Raw genomic sequence first — 14,194 nt, forward strand, 5'->3', positions numbered from 1 at the left:
GGTTTGCCGCGCCCCTGCCCCGGCCGTCCCCCCCCCCCGGGGTTATACCCCCCCCCCCCCCCCCCGGGGGGGGGCCCCCGGGGGGGGGGGGGGGGGGGGGCCCCCCGGGGGCCCCCCCCCCCCCCCCGACGGGCCCCTCCGGCCCGGTCGCGGGCCGGGAGGGAGCCGACCTCAGGAGGTCAGCGAGGTCTTGCGGGTGGTGATGATCTGGTCGACCAGGCCGTACTCGACGGCCTCCTCGGCGGTGAGGATCTTGTCGCGCTCGATGTCGTCGCGCACCTGCTCCGGCGACTTGTTGGAGTGCTTGGAGAGCATCTCCTCCAGCTGCTCGCGCATCCGGAAGATCTCCTTGGCCTGGATCTCCAGGTCGGACACCTGGCCGCGGCCGGTCTCGGTGTACGGCTGGTGGATCAGGATGCGGGCGTTCGGCAGCGCCATCCGCTTGCCGGGGGTGCCGGCGGCGAGCAGCACGGCCGCGGCGGAGGCCGCCTGGCCCATGCAGACCGTGGTGATGTCCGGCTTCACGTACTGCATGGTGTCGTAGATGGCCGTCAGGGCCGTGAACGAGCCGCCGGGCGAGTTGATGTACATCTGGATCTCGCGGTCCGGGTCCATCGACTCCAGGCACAGCAGCTGCGCCATGATGTCGTTCGCCGAGACGTCGTCGACCTGCGAGCCGAGGAAGATGATGCGCTCCTCGAACAGCTTGGCGTACGGGTCGTACTCGCGGATGCCCTGCGTGGTGCGCTCGACGAAGCGCGGGACGATGTAGCGGCCCTCGGCACGCATGTCCTCGACGCGGGCCTTGGCGGCCGACAGGCTGGGGATGTTCATGGGGGTCCTTGTCCTCCGGGGCGTTGGGGCTGTGGTCTCGCGGGCCGGGCCGAGGCTCAGGCAGCGCCCGTGCCGCCGCCGCCGGGGACGTCCGCGGCGCTGTGCATGATCGCGTCGATCAGGCCGTACTCCAGGGCCTCCTCCGGGGTGAACCAGCGGTCGCGGTCGGAGTCCGCGGTGATCTGCTCGAAGGACTGGCCGCTGTGGTGGGCGATCAGCTCGGACATCCGCTTCTTGGTGCGGAGCAGCTGCTCGGCCTGGATCCGGATGTCGGTGGCGGAGCCGCCGAGGCCCGCGGAGGGCTGGTGCATCAGGATGGTGGAGTTCGGCAGCGAGAAGCGCTTGCCCGGGGCGCCCGCGGTCAGCAGGAACTGGCCCATCGAGGCCGCCATGCCCATCGCGATGGTGACGACGTCGTTCTTGATGTACTGCATGGTGTCGTAGATCGCCATGCCGGCCGAGATCGAGCCGCCCGGGGAGTTGATGTAGAGGAAGATGTCCTTGTCCGGGTCCGCGGCCAGCAGCAGCAGCTGCGCGGTGATCTTGTTGGCGATGTCGTCGTCGACCGCCTGGCCGAGGAAGATGATCCGCTCGTTGAGCAGCCGGTTGTAGACCTGGTCGCCAAGGCCGCCGAGCACGTCACCAGCGGCGGCGTGCGGCACCATCGGGCCAGGCATCTGCATCTGCGGGAACGTCACTTAGCCACCTGCTCAGTCGATTTGGACGGTCGCTCCGCGGCCGTCACCGGGCGCACAGCTTCCGGGTATCACGTCGTGATTGTTGCTGTCCAAGGACCCTAACGCGCAGGCCGGGCCGCAGAATCCCTCACGCAGAACTGTTCGCTGTGAGCGCAGGGTCGCGGCGGCCGCGGACGGGACGACAGCGGGCCCGGACACCGTACGGCGTCCGGGCCCGATGCGGCCTGAAGGGGCTACCGGGGCACTCAGGCCTCGGTCTTCTCCTCGGCGGCGGCCTCGACGGCCTCGACGGTGTCGCCCGTCTCGTCCTCGTCGTCGAAGTTGATCTCGTTGCCCTCGGTGTCGACGACCTTGGCGGCCTCGACCACGGTGGCCAGCGCCTTGCCGCGGGCGACCTCGCCGACCAGCAGCGGAACCTGGCCGCCCTGGACGACCTGCTGGGCGAACTGGTCCGGGGTGAGGCCGGAGCCGGCGGCGCGGCGGATGAGGTGCTCGGTCAGCTCCTCCTGGTTAACACCCAGCTCCTCGTCGGCGACGATCTGGTCCAGGACGAACTGGGTCTTGATGCCCTTCTTCGCCTGCTCCTCGATCTCCGCGTCCCACTCCTCGCGGGTCTTGCCCTGGGTCTCCAGGTAGGCGTCGATGGTGAGGCCCATCGGCTGGAGCTGGTGGTGCTCCACGTTGTGCTTGCGGGTCTCGACCTCGTCCTTGAGGAGCTTCTCGGGGTACTCGATCTCAACCAGGGCGAGCAGCGCGTCCAGGACCTTCTCCTGGGCCTGGGTGGCCTGGTCGTACTCCTTCATGCGCTCCAGGCGCTTGCGGGAGTCGGCGCGCAGGTCCTCCAGGGTGTCGAACTCGCTGGCCAGCTGGGCGAACTCGTCGTCCAGCTCGGGCAGCTCCTTCTCCTGGACGGCGGTGACGGTGACGGTGACCTCGGAGGTCTTGCCCGCCTGGGTGCCACCCTTGAGCTCGGTCTCGAAGGTCTTCTCCTCGCCGGCCGACAGGCCGACGACGGCGTCGTCGATGCCGTCGATGAGGCGGCCGGAGCCGATCTCGTAGCTGACGCCGGTGGCGGTGCCGTCGTCCGGCACCTCACCGTCGACCTTGGCGACCAGGTCCACGACCACGATGTCGCCGGCGGCGGCGGCGCGCTCGACGTCCTTGACCGAGGAGAAGCGCTCGCGCAGCTGCTCCAGGGACTTCTCGACGTCCTCGTCGGAGACGGCGATCGGGTCGACGGTCACCTCGATGGAGGAGAACTCCGGGAGGGTGACCTCGGGGCGGACGTCCACCTCGGCGGTGAACTTGAGGTCGCCGCCGTCGGCGATCTTCTCGACACCCTCGATGTTGGTGATGTCGGGCTGTCCGAGGACCTCGATCTTGCCCTCGTCGACGGCCTGCGTGTAGAAGCGCGGCAGGGCGTCGTTGACGGCCTCCTCCAGCACGGCACCACGGCCGAAGCGCTGGTCGATGACCCGGTTCGGGATCTTGCCCTTGCGGAAGCCCGGGACCGAGACCTGCTGGTTGATCTTCTTGTACGCCGCGTCGAGGCTGGGCTTGAGCTCCTCGAAGGGCACCTCGACGGTGAGTCGAACCCGGGTCGGGTTCAGAGTCTCGACGGCGCTCTTCACGGTTAGGTCTCCTATGGGCTTGCGGTCGGGTTGTCTCCGCCCGTCCCCGTCACCCGGCCGGAGCCGGAAGGGGGGCGGACGAGACGGGCGATGGGCGGTTGGAGCTGCATCTCCCGTGGGGTGGACGGTGAGCTTGACTCCTCGCCCTCGTGCGGTCGACCTGGGTTGACGCCACAGGGACTACCGCCAGCGCCCCATCCTACCGGTACCACGAAAGGCGGACGCCAGGCGCCACCGTACCGCCGCCGTGCAGGTCCGATACAGAACAGGGCCCCGCCCCGGTGGGCGAGACCCTGCCGCACTGTCGGGGTGACCGGATTCGAACCGACGGCCTTCCGCTCCCAAAGCGGACGCGCTACCAAACTGCGCCACACCCCGTGGTGCCGAGAGGAAGCGTACACGCCGGGCCTGGACGGCTCGCCGAGTTGTTCCGCGCGGGCGCGGAAGGGGGGTGTGGGGGGTGCGGTGCGCGGTACGCCGCCCGAATCGGTGTGCACTCGGGCGGCCGGACCAGGTACGCTGTCCCCCGAACTTCCGGCCGGCGACGGCTGGGAAGGTCGTGCGGGCGTAGCTCAATGGTAGAGCCCTAGTCTTCCAAACTAGTCACGCGAGTTCGATTCTCGTCGCCCGCTCTCCGGTCCGGCCCCGGTGTGCCCAGCACACCGGGGCCGTCGGCGTCTCCGGGCCCGGCGCGCTCAGAGCCCGAGCCGGGCGGCCCGGGCGGCGGCCCGGTCCAGCAGCTGGTGGACGTCACCCTCCCGGGTGGTCGGGCGGTCGTTGTACTCGTCCGGGGAGCGCGCCGGGCGGCCGGTGGCGTGCAGCACCTCCATCAGCTGGACCCGGGCGGTGCGCACGGTGGCCGGGGTGCCGTAGCCGTGCGCCAGCACGGCGGCCTGGGCGCCGAGCAGGCAGACCCGGCCGGCCTCGTCCCACATCGCGCCCTGGAGCCAGCCGTGCGCCCCGATGTAGCGGGAGGCGAGCCGGAGGTGGTCGGCCACGCCGACCGGGACGGGGCGGGCCGGCCGGCCCAGCGCCCGGTCGAGCAGGGTGGCCCGGGGCTCGGGGTGGCCGGCCTGCCAGGGCCTCGTGGTGCTGCCGTACGGGCAGACGTACGGCACCGGGGTGCGCGCGGGGGCGGGCAGCGAGGCGAGGTAGGCCTCGATCTCGGCGACCAGCCCGGAGCCGGCGGGGCCGAACGGCGGCGGACCGGGGGCGAGGAGGACGGGCGGGGGCGGGGCGGCGGTGCGGGGCATGCGGGTCCTCCGGGCGGACGGCCTTCAGGTTCCGCTGCCCAAAATGGGGCATTCGAGACATTTCCGCGACCGGAGGGCCGCGGCGTCCGGACGGTTTCCCGGCGGGCTGTCGGGCCGATAGCCTCGGCGGCGTTCGAGCGCGGTTCGAGCGCGAGCTCAGCCGCCGCGCTCCCGAGGTGGAGGAGTCCCGGTGCGTGCGCAGGAGCGACTGGCCGTCATTCAGCTCTGTGTGGTCCGGGAGATGGCGCGACTGGGCCAGGTGTTCCGCCTGGACGGCGAGGTGGTCCGCGGCCCCGGCACCACCGCGGTGGCGGTCCGCGAGCACCCCGGGGACGACGGCGCCGGGCACGTCGACCTCGGCTTCGTGCTGCACCTGGGCCGGGCGGACGCCCCGGTGGTGTGGGACTGCGCGCCCGGCCTCGGCCAGACCGAGGAGGAGAAGCTCGCCAACGCGGTGAAGCTGTGGGCGACCACCACCGCCTCGGTGCTGGTCGAGCTCGCGGAGCGGCGCGGGGTCCACGCCGACCACCCGGACCTGCCCGAACTCCCGGGCTGGCACGCGGTGCAGGGGCCGGCCGCGGTGTTCGGCTTCGGCAACGAGCACCTGGCGCGCTGGCTGGCCGAGCACCGGGTGCTGCCGGCCCTGGCGCCCGCGCTGCGCACGGAGGTGACCGGGCCCGGGCCGGTGGGCGTCAAGCTCTTCCTGGGCGGGAAGGCGGGGGACGACGTCGCCGAGGTCCGGGTGGGCGGCGAGGTCTCGGAGGCGGCGTCGGCGGCGCTGCGCGCGCTGGACTGGCCGCGGGGTGAACGGCTGTGCTGGGCGCGGCTGTTCGTCCTGTTGGCGGCCGAGCCGGCGGCACCGGGGCAGACCGCGCCGGCGGGTGCCGCGGCACCCGCACCGATGCGTGTCCCGACCCCGGCGGCGGCTCGCCCCCGGGGACTGTTCGCCCGCTGGAGGGAAGCCAGACGGGCCGGCCGGTGACTGTGATCCGCCCGCTCGCCTCCAGGCGCCCGGGATCCGGTGCCGACGGTCGGCGCTCCGATGCCCTCGTCCCTCGGGCCTCCTCGCTTCTCCCTTCCGGCACCGGCGCGCCCTTCGGCCCGGGGCGGCTGTGACGCACCCGGCCGCCCCGCCCCGGTCAGCCGCCGGTGATGCTGGAGATGCTGTGCGCGAGGTTGGCCAGCAGGGAGTTGATCGAGGTCGCGACGGTGGTCTCGTGGAGCATGAAGCCGAACAGGGCGGCGACGATCGCGTGCGGGATCTTCATCTGCTTGTTGCGGATGAAGATGATGCACAGGATCGCGAACAGGACCAGAGCGGAGACGGAGAGTGCCACCCGGACTCACTTCCTCGTTTTCATAGCGGGGTGCCACCGCCCGGCGGCACCTGCGAAAGCCGGACCCCGGCCTGTCCGACGGTCCCGAGGCGGAATCGCGGACCGTCCGGCACACCGCCGGTGAGGGAGCCCACGGTCGACCGCTGCCTGTCGTGCCGCACGTGCCGCCCCCCATCCCCCGAATCCTGAACAGTCCCGCCCGGACTCAGTGTGGTCGACCGTGCCGATTGCGTAAAGGTCTGACAGTCGGCCCAACGCCGATATCCTGCGATGCGAGACGAGTTTCCGCCGACCGGGACGATAGCGGAGCGGTCCTGACGAATCGTCGGCGGGGCCGTGCTGAGCGGCCGGAAGACGGCCTGGGGCGGGGAGCGGAAGCCGCTGGTCCGGTCAGTCGACGGCGCGTCCGATTTGGCCGAAGATCAGCTGCCAGGCTTGACAGCGGCGGCTGCCCTCGGCATGTGCCCCGGACCCGGTGTCAGTCGCGCCAGAGCAGCAGCACGGCGCGGTCGTCGTTGATGTCCCGGGCGACCGTCTCGATCAGCGCGCCCGCGGCGCCCGTGCCGGTCCCCGGTCCGCCGCCGGGAACCAGCCGGTCCGCCTCCCCCATCAGCCGGTCCATGCCCTCCCCGAGGTCCCGGCCCGGCGCCTCGACCATGCCGTCGGTGCACAGCATCAGGACGTCGCCCCGGTTCAGCCGGCCGCGCACGCCCTCGAACTTGGCGCCGTCGTAGATGCCGAGCAACGGGCCCTCGGCCTGCTTGACCTCCCAGCGTCCCTCCCCGGCCAGCCGCTGCATGCCCGGCAGGTGCCCGGCCGAGAGCAGCTCGTACTCGCCGGTGTCCAGGTCCAGCACCAGGTGGACGGCGGTGGCGAAGCCCTCCTCCCAGGACTGGCGCAGCAGGTAGCCGTTGGCGGCGGGCAGGAAGTCGTGCGCGGGCAGCGAGCCGACCAGGCCGCCGAAGGCGCCGGAGAGCAGCAGCGCGCGGGAGCCGGCGTCCATGCCCTTGCCGGAGACGTCCGCCAGGACCACCTCCAGCAGCCGCTGGCCGGGGCCGGTGCGGGCGGCGACCACGAAGTCCCCGGAGAAGGACTGGCCGCCGGCCGGGCGCAGCGCCATGTCCGCGTGCCAGCCGTCCGGCAGTTCGGGCACCCGGCTCTGCACCCGCAGCCGCTCGCGCAGGTCGAACAGCATGGTGGAGCCGCCCCACCAGGGCACGCCGACCCGGGCCCGGAACTGGGCGAGCAGCAGGCCGCCCACCCCGGCGGCGCCGACCACCAGGGCGGCGCCCGGGGTCACGCCGTAGACGTAGGCCTCGGGGTTGTCGCTGGCGACCCGCTGGCCGGTGTGGATCACGGACTCGGCGGAGAGGCCGAGCGCGGCCAGCGCGTAGAGCACCACCAGGCTGCCGGGGCGCAGCAGCAGGGCGCCGGCCAGGATCGGCAGGACCAGGGAGGTGGGCGGGGCCCAGTCGGGCATCCAGATGTTGAGCAGGATCAGCAGCGGGACGAGCAGGGCGAGCGCGCAGAGCACCGGCCAGTCGGCGGCGCCGCCGCGGAAGTAGTCCACACCGGCCGTGCGCAGCCTTCGGCGGACCCGGCGGAGCCTCTTGCGCAACCGGGCCGTCACGGACTCGGACGCCGGGGCGGCGCCGGGCCTCGTCGCAGTCGTGTGGGGCGGTGTGCCCGGCGCTCTGCCAGCCATGGGGTCCGACCCTATCCACGGGTACCGCCCGGCGTCGACGGGCCGGGGGCGGGCACGGAGGCCGGAGCGCGGGGTGTCCAGCGGGTTTCGGCCGATCGGGACGGTTGCGGGCGTGCCGTCAGGAGGCGTGCGCGGTTTGGGCGTACGAACCCCGCGGACGGCGTGTGCGCCGCGCGTGCGGGGGTGTCCGCGCGCCGGGGCCTGTGGCCGATCCCACAGGTGGAGCGGGGTGGCTCCGGGCGCGTCGCGCGGCCTGCGGGCGCTCCCGGGACGGCGGCGGCCGGTCGCACGGGAGCGTGCGGCCGGCCGTCGGGAAGGGTGGGTGGCGGGATCAGCCCTGGGGGTGGTGGGCCGGGATCGGCGGCAGCTCGCCGGTGGTCTCGTACTCGCTCAGCATCTCGATCCGGCGGGTGTGCCGGGGCTCGCCGCTGTACGGGGTGGCGAGGAAGACCTCGACGAACCGGGTGGCCTCCTCCAGCGAGTGCATGCGGCCGCCGATGGAGATCACGTTGGCGTTGTTGTGCTGACGGCCGAGCTCGGCGGTCTGCGCGCTCCAGGCCAGCGCGGCCCGGACGCCCTTGACCTTGTTGGCGGCGATCGCCTCGCCGTTGCCCGAGCCGCCGATCACGATGCCCAGGGCGTCCTCGTCGGCGGCGGTGCGCTCGGCGGCGCGCAGGCAGAACGGCGGGTAGTCGTCCTCGGCGTCGTAGATGTGCGGCCCGCAGTCGACCGGCTCGTGGCCGGCCTCCTTGAGCCACTCCACGAGGTGGTTCTTCAGTTCGTATCCGGCATGGTCGGAGCCCAGGTACACGCGCATGCCATGAGTGTGGCATGCGCGTGCGCCCGGGCCCGACAACGGGGGCGCCGCCGGGGCGGGCCGGCCGGGGAGGGCCGGCCGGCGGGCGGCGCCGGGCGGGTCAGCGCCGGCCGAGCAGCTTCCAGGCCAGCGGCAGGGCGCCGGCGGCGAAGGCGGCCTTGAGGGCGTCGCCGACCAGGTACGGGTAGAGGCCCAGCTCGGCGGCGCGGGCGAGCGACACGTGCAGCGACACGGCCAGGTACGGGACGCCGACCGCGTAGACGGCGAGGCTGCCGAGGACCATGGCGACGGCGGTGTCGACCGGCCTGCGGTCGGCGCCGCGGCGGGCCAGCGCGCCGGTCACGGCGGCGGCGAGGACGAAGCCCAGCACGTAGCCGAAGGAGGGCGCCGCCCAGCCCGAGGTGCCCTCGGCGAACCAGGGCATGCCCGCCATGCCGGCCAGCAGGTACAGCGCGAGCGAGGCGGCGCCGCGGCGGGCGCCGAGCGCGGTGCCGACCAGCAGGGCGGCGAAGGTCTGGCCGGTGACCGGCACCGGCGAGCCGGGGACGTTCACCGACAGCTGGGCGGCCACGCCGGTCAGCACGGCGCCGCCGGCCACCAGGGCCAGGTCGCGGACCTGGGTGCCGAGGCGGGTGGAGGCGGCGGGCAGCAGGTCGGCGAGGACGGCGCGGCGCGGTATCGAGGTGGTGGCAGTGGCCATCGGGGCTCCTCCGTGAGAGTCCAGGTGAGTGAACACCTGTGAACCTACGCGGTGATCCACTGGCCGAACGGCACGGTTTCGGACAAACCCCTACCCTCGGGCATTGTCGGAACCGAACCGGAACGACTCCTGGTCACAGCATGATCACGGTAGGTTTCGGCGTGGTCCGCATCGTGGGCCCGATTCGAACATTCTTGGCATGGACAGCGGTGCCGCCGGATATTGGACAGCTCATGTCGCATACCGCACAGTCTGGAACCACCCCTATGGCCCCCACTTCCGCCCCACCGGCGACCGGGACTCCCGACGGCACCAAGCCGGCCGCGGGCCCGGCGTCGGGTGGCCAGCAGCTCTCCCACGGGCTGAAGCAGCGCCACCTGTCCATGATCGCCCTCGGCGGCGTGATCGGCGCCGGCCTCTTCGTCGGCTCCGGCGCCGGCATCGCGGCCGCCGGCCCGGCGATCATCCTGGCGTTCGCGCTCTCCGGCCTCCTGGTCATGCTGATCATGCGGATGCTCGGTGAGATGTCCGCCGCCCGTCCCGCCTCCGGATCGTTCTCGGTGCACGCCGAGAAGGAGATCGGCCCCTGGGCCGGGATCACGGCCGGCTGGATGTACTGGGTGATGCTCTGCTGCGGCGTCGCCGCCGAGGCCACCGCCGCCGGGAAGATCGTCAACGGCTGGATACCCGGCGTCTCCGCCTGGGTCTGGGTCGGCCTGTTCATGGTCTTCTTCTGCGCCAGCAACCTCACCGCGGTGAAGAACTTCGGCGAGTTCGAGTTCTGGTTCGCCGCGATCAAGGTCGCCGCGATCATCACCTTCCTGGTCCTCGGCGGGCTCGGCATCGCCGGCGTGCTCGGCCCCGGCGCCCCCGGCACCGCGAACCTCACCGGCCAGGGCGGCTTCCTGCCCAACGGCGTCGACGGGCTGATCATCGGCCTGCTCGCCTCGGTCTTCGCGTACGGCGGTCTGGAGACCGTGACCATCGCCGCCGCCGAGTCCGACGACCCCCAGAAGAACGTCGCCAACGCCGTGCGCACCGCGGTGTGGCGGATCGCGATCTTCTACATCGGCTCGATGGCCCTGGTGGTCACCCTGGTCTCCTGGAAGGACCCGGCGGTCGTCTCCGACGGCCCGTACGTCACCGTGCTGAGCCACCTCGGGGTGCCCGCCGCCGGAACGATCATGCAGGTGGTGGTGCTGGTCGCGCTGCTGTCCGCGATGAACGCCAACATCTACGGCGCCTCCCGGATGGCGTACTCGCTGGTCGGCCGCGGCCAGGGCCCCAAGGCGCTGGCCAAGGTCAGCGGCGGGGTGCCGCGCAGAGCCGTGCTGATGTCCTGTCTGTTCGGCTTCGGCGCCGTGCTGGCCGCCAAGTTCTGGCCGGAGACCGTGTTCACCTGGCTGATGAACACCACCGGCGTGGCGATCCTGGTGGTCTGGCTGTTCATCTGCGTCGTCCAGCTGCGGATGCGCCGCCGGCTGGAGCGCGAGGCGCCCGAGCTGCTCACCGTGAAGATGTGGGGCTTCCCGTACCTGACCTGGGTCGCGATGGCCGCGGTGGCCGGCATCCTCGCCCTGATGACCACCACCGAGGGCAACCGCGAGCAGCTCTACGCGGCCGGCGTGCTGGTCGCAGTGCTCACCGTCGCCGGGCTGCTCAAGCAGCGCCGGGACGCCGCCGCCGCACTGCGCTGACCTTCCGGTCGCAGGCACGGCGAGGGCCCGGTACCGGTGCGGTACCGGGCCCTGCCGCGTCTGCGGGGCTACTCGAACGACGGGCCGGCCGTGCGGGTGCGCTTGATCTCGTAGAAGCCCGGGGTGGAGGCGACCAGCAGGGTGCCGTCCCACAGCCGGGCCGCGGCCTCGCCCTTCGGGGCCGGGGTGACCACCGGGCCGAAGAAGGCCACCCGCTCGCCGTCCGCGCCCTCGACCGCGATCACCGGGGTGCCGACGTCCTCGCCGACCAGCGTGATGCCCTCCTTGTGCGAGGCGCGCAGGGCCTCGTCGTACGCGTCCGTGCCGGCCGCGTCGGCCAGCTCGGCGGGCAGGCCCGCGGCCAGCAGGGCGGCCGTGACGGTCTCCCGGTTCTGCGGCAGGCCCTGGTTGTGGAAGCGCACGCCCAGCTCGGTGTAGAGCCGGCCGAGCACCTCCGGCCCGAACTGCTCGGCGGCGGCGACGCAGACCCGCACCGCGCCCCAGGCCTTCTCCAGGAAGTCCCGGTAGTCCTGCGGGAGGTCCCGGTGCTCGTTGAGCACCGACAGGCTCATCACGTGCCAGCGCACGTCGACCGGGCGCAGCTGCTGGACCTCGATCAGCCAGCGGGACGTCATCCACGCCCACGGGCAGGCCGGGTCGAACCAGAAGTCGGCGGTCTTGCGCTCAGCGGCTGTCGTCACTGCGGGTGTCCTTCGCGAGGTGGTCCGAGGCAGGGAGGGGTTCCGTCCCCGGGACGCCAACACCCGCCCGGCGCCGCTGATTCCGGAGCGGACGCGGCGATCTGTGCAATGGTACCGACCGTACGGGGCGTGAAAGGATGACCCCGCGCGCGGAGCACCCCCGCGCCGAGACCGCACCACCCACAGGCGCACCACCGTGCGAGCCGGACAAAGGAGTACCGCCGTGCCTGGCAAGAACCTCAGCCGCGACGAGGCGCAGCAGCGGGCCAGCATCCTGGCCGTGGACGGCTACCAGGTCCGGCTGGACGTGACCTCGGCCCCGGACCAGGCGGCCGGCACCTTCCGCTCCACCACCACCGTCACCTTCCGCTGCTCCCGGCCCGGTGCGGACACCTTCCTGGACCTGCTCGCCCCCGCCGTCCGCTCGGTCACCCTCAACGGCCGCGCCCTCGACCCGGCCACCGCCTACGACGGCGCCCGGGTGCACGTCGACGGCCTGGCCGCCGAGAACGTGCTGACCGTCGAGGCGGACTGCGCCTACAGCCGCACCGGCGAGGGCCTGCACCGCTTCGTCGACCCGGTGGACGGCGAGACCTACCTCTACACCCACTACGAGCCGGCCGACGCCCGCCGGGTGTTCGCGAACTTCGAGCAGCCCGACCTGAAGGCCCCGTTCACCTTCACCGTGACCGCCCCGGCCGCCTGGGACGTGTGGTCCAACGCCCCGCACGAGACCGTCGCCGCCGACGGCGGGGCCCGTACCTGGGAGTTCGCGCCGACCAGGCCGATCTCCACCTACCTCACCGCCGTCGTCGCCGGCCCGTACCACGTCGCCCGCGACCACTACCGCCGCGAGCTGGCCGACGGCACCGCGCTGGAGATCCCGCTCTCCGCGATGTGCCGCAGGTCGCTGGCCCCGTACTTCGACGCGGACGAGATCCTCGGCGTCACCAAGCTCGGACTCGACTTCTTCCACGAGGAGTTCGACTACCCGTACCCCTTCGGCAAGTACGACCAGGCCTTCGTCCCCGAGTACAACATCGGCGCGATGGAGAACCCCGGCTGCGTCACGTTCCGCGAGGAGTACGTCTTCCGCTCGAAGGTCACCGACGCCGCCTACGAGGCCCGGGCCAACGTCATCCTGCACGAGATGGCGCACATGTGGTTCGGCGACCTGGTCACCATGCGCTGGTGGGACGACCTGTGGCTGAAGGAGTCCTTCGCCGACTTCATGGGCTCCTACGGCCTGATCGGCGCCCGCACCCGCTACTCCTCGGCCTGGGTCACCTTCGCCAACCAGCGCAAGGCCTGGGCCTACCGGCAGGACCAGTTCCCCACCACCCACCCGATCACCGCGGACATCCGGGACCTCGAGGACGCCAAGCTCAACTTCGACGGCATCACCTACGCCAAGGGCGCCTCCGTCCTCAAGCAGCTGGTGGCGTACGTCGGTTCGGAGGCCTTCTTCGAGGGCGCGCGCCGCTACTTCAAGCGCCACGCCTTCGGCAACACCGAGCTGGGCGACCTGCTGGAGGTGCTGGAGGAAACCAGCGGCCGCGACCTCAAGTCGTGGGCCGCCGCCTGGCTCCAGACCTCCGGGGTCAACGCGCTCACCCCGCAGGTCACCACCGACGCCGAGGGCCGGATCACCGAGCTGGCCGTGCTCCAGGACGGCGACGTGCTGCGCCCGCACCGGATCGCGGTCGGCCTGTACGACCGGGACGCCGACGGCGCCCTGGTGCGCACCGGGCGGATCGAACTGGACGTCACCGGCGCCCGGACGGTCGTCGCCGAGGCGGCCGGCCTGCCCCGCCCGGCGCTGGTGCTGCTCAACGACGACGACCTGACCTACTGCAAGATCCGCTTCGACGAGGAGTCGCTGGAGAACCTGCGCGCCGGCCTCGGCGACATCCGCGACGAGCTGGCCCGGGCGCTGACCTGGTCCGCGGTCTGGAACCTCACCCGGGACGGCCTGATGCCCGCCCGCGACTACGTCGCCCTGGTGCTGCGGTTCGCCGGCCAGGAGGACAACATCGGCGTGCTCCAGTCGCTGCACGCCCAGGCCAAGACCGCCGTCGACCTGTACGCCGACCCGGCCTGGCGCGCCGAGGGCGGCCGGCTGCTCGCCGACGGCGCCCTGCGCGAACTGCGCGGCGCCGTCCCCGGCAGCGACCACCAGCTGGCCTGGGCCCGCTTCCTCGCCCAGACCGCGGGCGGCGCCGAGCACCTCGGCCTGGTCCGCGGCCTGCTGGCCGGCAGTGCCCGGATCGACGGCCTGGAGGTCGACCAGGACCTGCGCTGGTCGCTGTGGCTGGCGCTGGCCGCGGCCGGCCAGGCCACCGACGAGGAACTGGCCGCCGAGCTGGCCGCGGACAACACCGCGAGCGGCAAGCGGCACCACACCCAGTGCCTGGCCGCCCGGCCCACCGCGGAGGCCAAGGCCGCCGCCTGGTCGGCCGTGATCGACTCGGACGAGCTGCCGAGCGCCCTGGTCGAGGCCAACACCGCCGGCTTCTCGATCCCCGCCCAGCGCGACCTGGCCGCCCTCTACGCGGCGCCGTACTTCAAGCTGCTGGAGCGGGTCTGGGCCGAGCGGAGCATCGAGATCGCGATGCGGATCGTCGGCGGCTTCTTCCCGATCGCCCAGACCGACGGGCAGACCCTGGCCGAGGCCGACGCCTGGCTCGCGGGGCACCCGCAGGCCGCGCCGGCGCTGCGCCGCCTGGTGCTGGAGCGCCGGGACGACCTGGCCCGCGCGCTGCGGGCGCAGGCCTGCGACCGGGCCTGACGGGCCGCACGGGGCCGTTGCGGCGCCGCGCCG

Annotated in this window: 12 protein-coding genes and 2 tRNA genes; 4 read left to right on the forward strand and 10 right to left on the reverse strand. The window is 72.8% G+C overall.

Annotated elements, in window-relative coordinates; genetic code table 11:
• Positions 1–171 precede the first annotated feature (171 nt).
• From ACIQI7_RS12015 to ACIQI7_RS12030, 4 genes are all read right to left on the reverse strand, one after another.
• Complete coding sequence (locus tag ACIQI7_RS12015) at positions 172–834, reverse strand: ATP-dependent Clp protease proteolytic subunit (RefSeq protein ID WP_387748188.1); 663 nt, start codon at positions 832–834, stop codon at positions 172–174.
• A gap of 56 nt (positions 835–890) precedes the next feature.
• Entirely contained in the window at positions 891–1,517 is a 627-nt protein-coding gene (locus tag ACIQI7_RS12020; RefSeq protein WP_387749246.1) for an ATP-dependent Clp protease proteolytic subunit, read from the reverse strand.
• A 260-nt stretch (positions 1,518–1,777) separates the two neighbouring features.
• Positions 1,778–3,163, reverse strand: a complete 1,386-nt coding sequence (tig, locus tag ACIQI7_RS12025) for a trigger factor (protein ID WP_387748186.1) — start codon at positions 3,161–3,163, stop codon at positions 1,778–1,780.
• 304 nt (positions 3,164–3,467) lie between these two features.
• Positions 3,468–3,541: transfer RNA gene (locus ACIQI7_RS12030), tRNA-Pro, on the reverse strand.
• Between the two features lie 183 nt (positions 3,542–3,724).
• Between ACIQI7_RS12030 and ACIQI7_RS12035 the strand changes: the two genes are divergently transcribed.
• Positions 3,725–3,795, forward strand: a tRNA-Gly gene (locus ACIQI7_RS12035).
• Between the two features lie 63 nt (positions 3,796–3,858).
• Here ACIQI7_RS12035 and ACIQI7_RS12040 read toward each other — a convergent pair.
• Positions 3,859–4,416 (reverse strand): hypothetical protein, encoded by a 558-nt coding sequence (locus ACIQI7_RS12040; protein ID WP_401107891.1) that lies wholly within the window; start codon positions 4,414–4,416, stop codon positions 3,859–3,861.
• 190 nt (positions 4,417–4,606) lie between these two features.
• Here ACIQI7_RS12040 and ACIQI7_RS12045 point away from each other — a divergent pair, with 190 nt between their 5' ends.
• A complete protein-coding gene (locus ACIQI7_RS12045; protein ID WP_401107893.1) occupies positions 4,607–5,398 on the forward strand; it encodes a DUF6348 family protein in 792 nt (263 codons plus the stop codon).
• Positions 5,399–5,555: 157 nt separating this feature from the next.
• Here ACIQI7_RS12045 and ACIQI7_RS12050 read toward each other — a convergent pair whose 3' ends face one another.
• From ACIQI7_RS12050 to ACIQI7_RS12065, 4 genes are all read right to left on the reverse strand, one after another.
• On the reverse strand, positions 5,556–5,753 hold the full coding sequence (locus tag ACIQI7_RS12050) for a hypothetical protein (protein ID WP_387748180.1): 198 nt from the start codon (positions 5,751–5,753) through the stop codon (positions 5,556–5,558).
• Positions 5,754–6,231: 478 nt separating this feature from the next.
• On the reverse strand, positions 6,232–7,371 hold the full coding sequence (locus tag ACIQI7_RS12055) for a PP2C family protein-serine/threonine phosphatase (RefSeq protein ID WP_401107896.1): 1,140 nt from the start codon (positions 7,369–7,371) through the stop codon (positions 6,232–6,234).
• Between the two features lie 418 nt (positions 7,372–7,789).
• A complete protein-coding gene (locus ACIQI7_RS12060; RefSeq protein ID WP_387748176.1) occupies positions 7,790–8,275 on the reverse strand; it encodes a ribose-5-phosphate isomerase in 486 nt (161 codons plus the stop codon).
• A 100-nt stretch (positions 8,276–8,375) separates the two neighbouring features.
• The gene (locus tag ACIQI7_RS12065) at positions 8,376–8,975 is read right to left on the reverse strand and encodes a biotin transporter BioY (protein ID WP_401107898.1); all 600 of its coding nucleotides are present in this window, start codon (positions 8,973–8,975) and stop codon (positions 8,376–8,378) included.
• A gap of 266 nt (positions 8,976–9,241) precedes the next feature.
• Here ACIQI7_RS12065 and ACIQI7_RS12070 point away from each other — a divergent pair, with 266 nt between their 5' ends.
• Entirely contained in the window at positions 9,242–10,672 is a 1,431-nt protein-coding gene (locus ACIQI7_RS12070) for an amino acid permease (protein ID WP_401107901.1), read from the forward strand.
• Between the two features lie 68 nt (positions 10,673–10,740).
• On the opposite strand, the gene ACIQI7_RS12075 is transcribed toward ACIQI7_RS12070, so the two are convergent.
• Positions 10,741–11,373 carry a disulfide bond formation protein DsbA gene (locus tag ACIQI7_RS12075; RefSeq protein ID WP_387748170.1) on the reverse strand — a complete coding sequence of 211 codons (633 nt, stop codon included), beginning with the start codon at positions 11,371–11,373 and terminating at the stop codon, positions 10,741–10,743.
• A gap of 223 nt (positions 11,374–11,596) precedes the next feature.
• Here ACIQI7_RS12075 and pepN point away from each other — a divergent pair, with 223 nt between their 5' ends.
• Complete coding sequence (pepN, locus tag ACIQI7_RS12080; protein WP_401107905.1) at positions 11,597–14,161, forward strand: aminopeptidase N; 2,565 nt, start codon at positions 11,597–11,599, stop codon at positions 14,159–14,161.
• The last annotated feature ends 33 nt before the right edge of the window (positions 14,162–14,194 follow it).

This window comes from Kitasatospora sp. NPDC092039 (assembly GCF_044756065.1).
In the GTDB taxonomy this organism is placed as follows: domain Bacteria; phylum Actinomycetota; class Actinomycetes; order Streptomycetales; family Streptomycetaceae; genus Kitasatospora.

Excerpts from the sequence above, each read along its gene's own strand:
- ACIQI7_RS12015 (WP_387748188.1), bottom strand. The coding sequence starts at position 834 with ATGAACATCCCCAGCCTGTCGGCCGCCAAGGCCCGCGTCGAGGACATG.
- ACIQI7_RS12020 (WP_387749246.1), bottom strand. The coding sequence starts at position 1,517 with ATGCAGATGCCTGGCCCGATGGTGCCGCACGCCGCCGCTGGTGACGTG.
- ACIQI7_RS12040 (WP_401107891.1), bottom strand. The coding sequence starts at position 4,416 with ATGCCCCGCACCGCCGCCCCGCCCCCGCCCGTCCTCCTCGCCCCCGGT.
- ACIQI7_RS12060 (WP_387748176.1), bottom strand. The coding sequence starts at position 8,275 with ATGCGCGTGTACCTGGGCTCCGACCATGCCGGATACGAACTGAAGAAC.
- ACIQI7_RS12065 (WP_401107898.1), bottom strand. The coding sequence starts at position 8,975 with ATGGCCACTGCCACCACCTCGATACCGCGCCGCGCCGTCCTCGCCGAC.
- ACIQI7_RS12070 (WP_401107901.1), top strand. The coding sequence starts at position 9,242 with ATGGCCCCCACTTCCGCCCCACCGGCGACCGGGACTCCCGACGGCACC.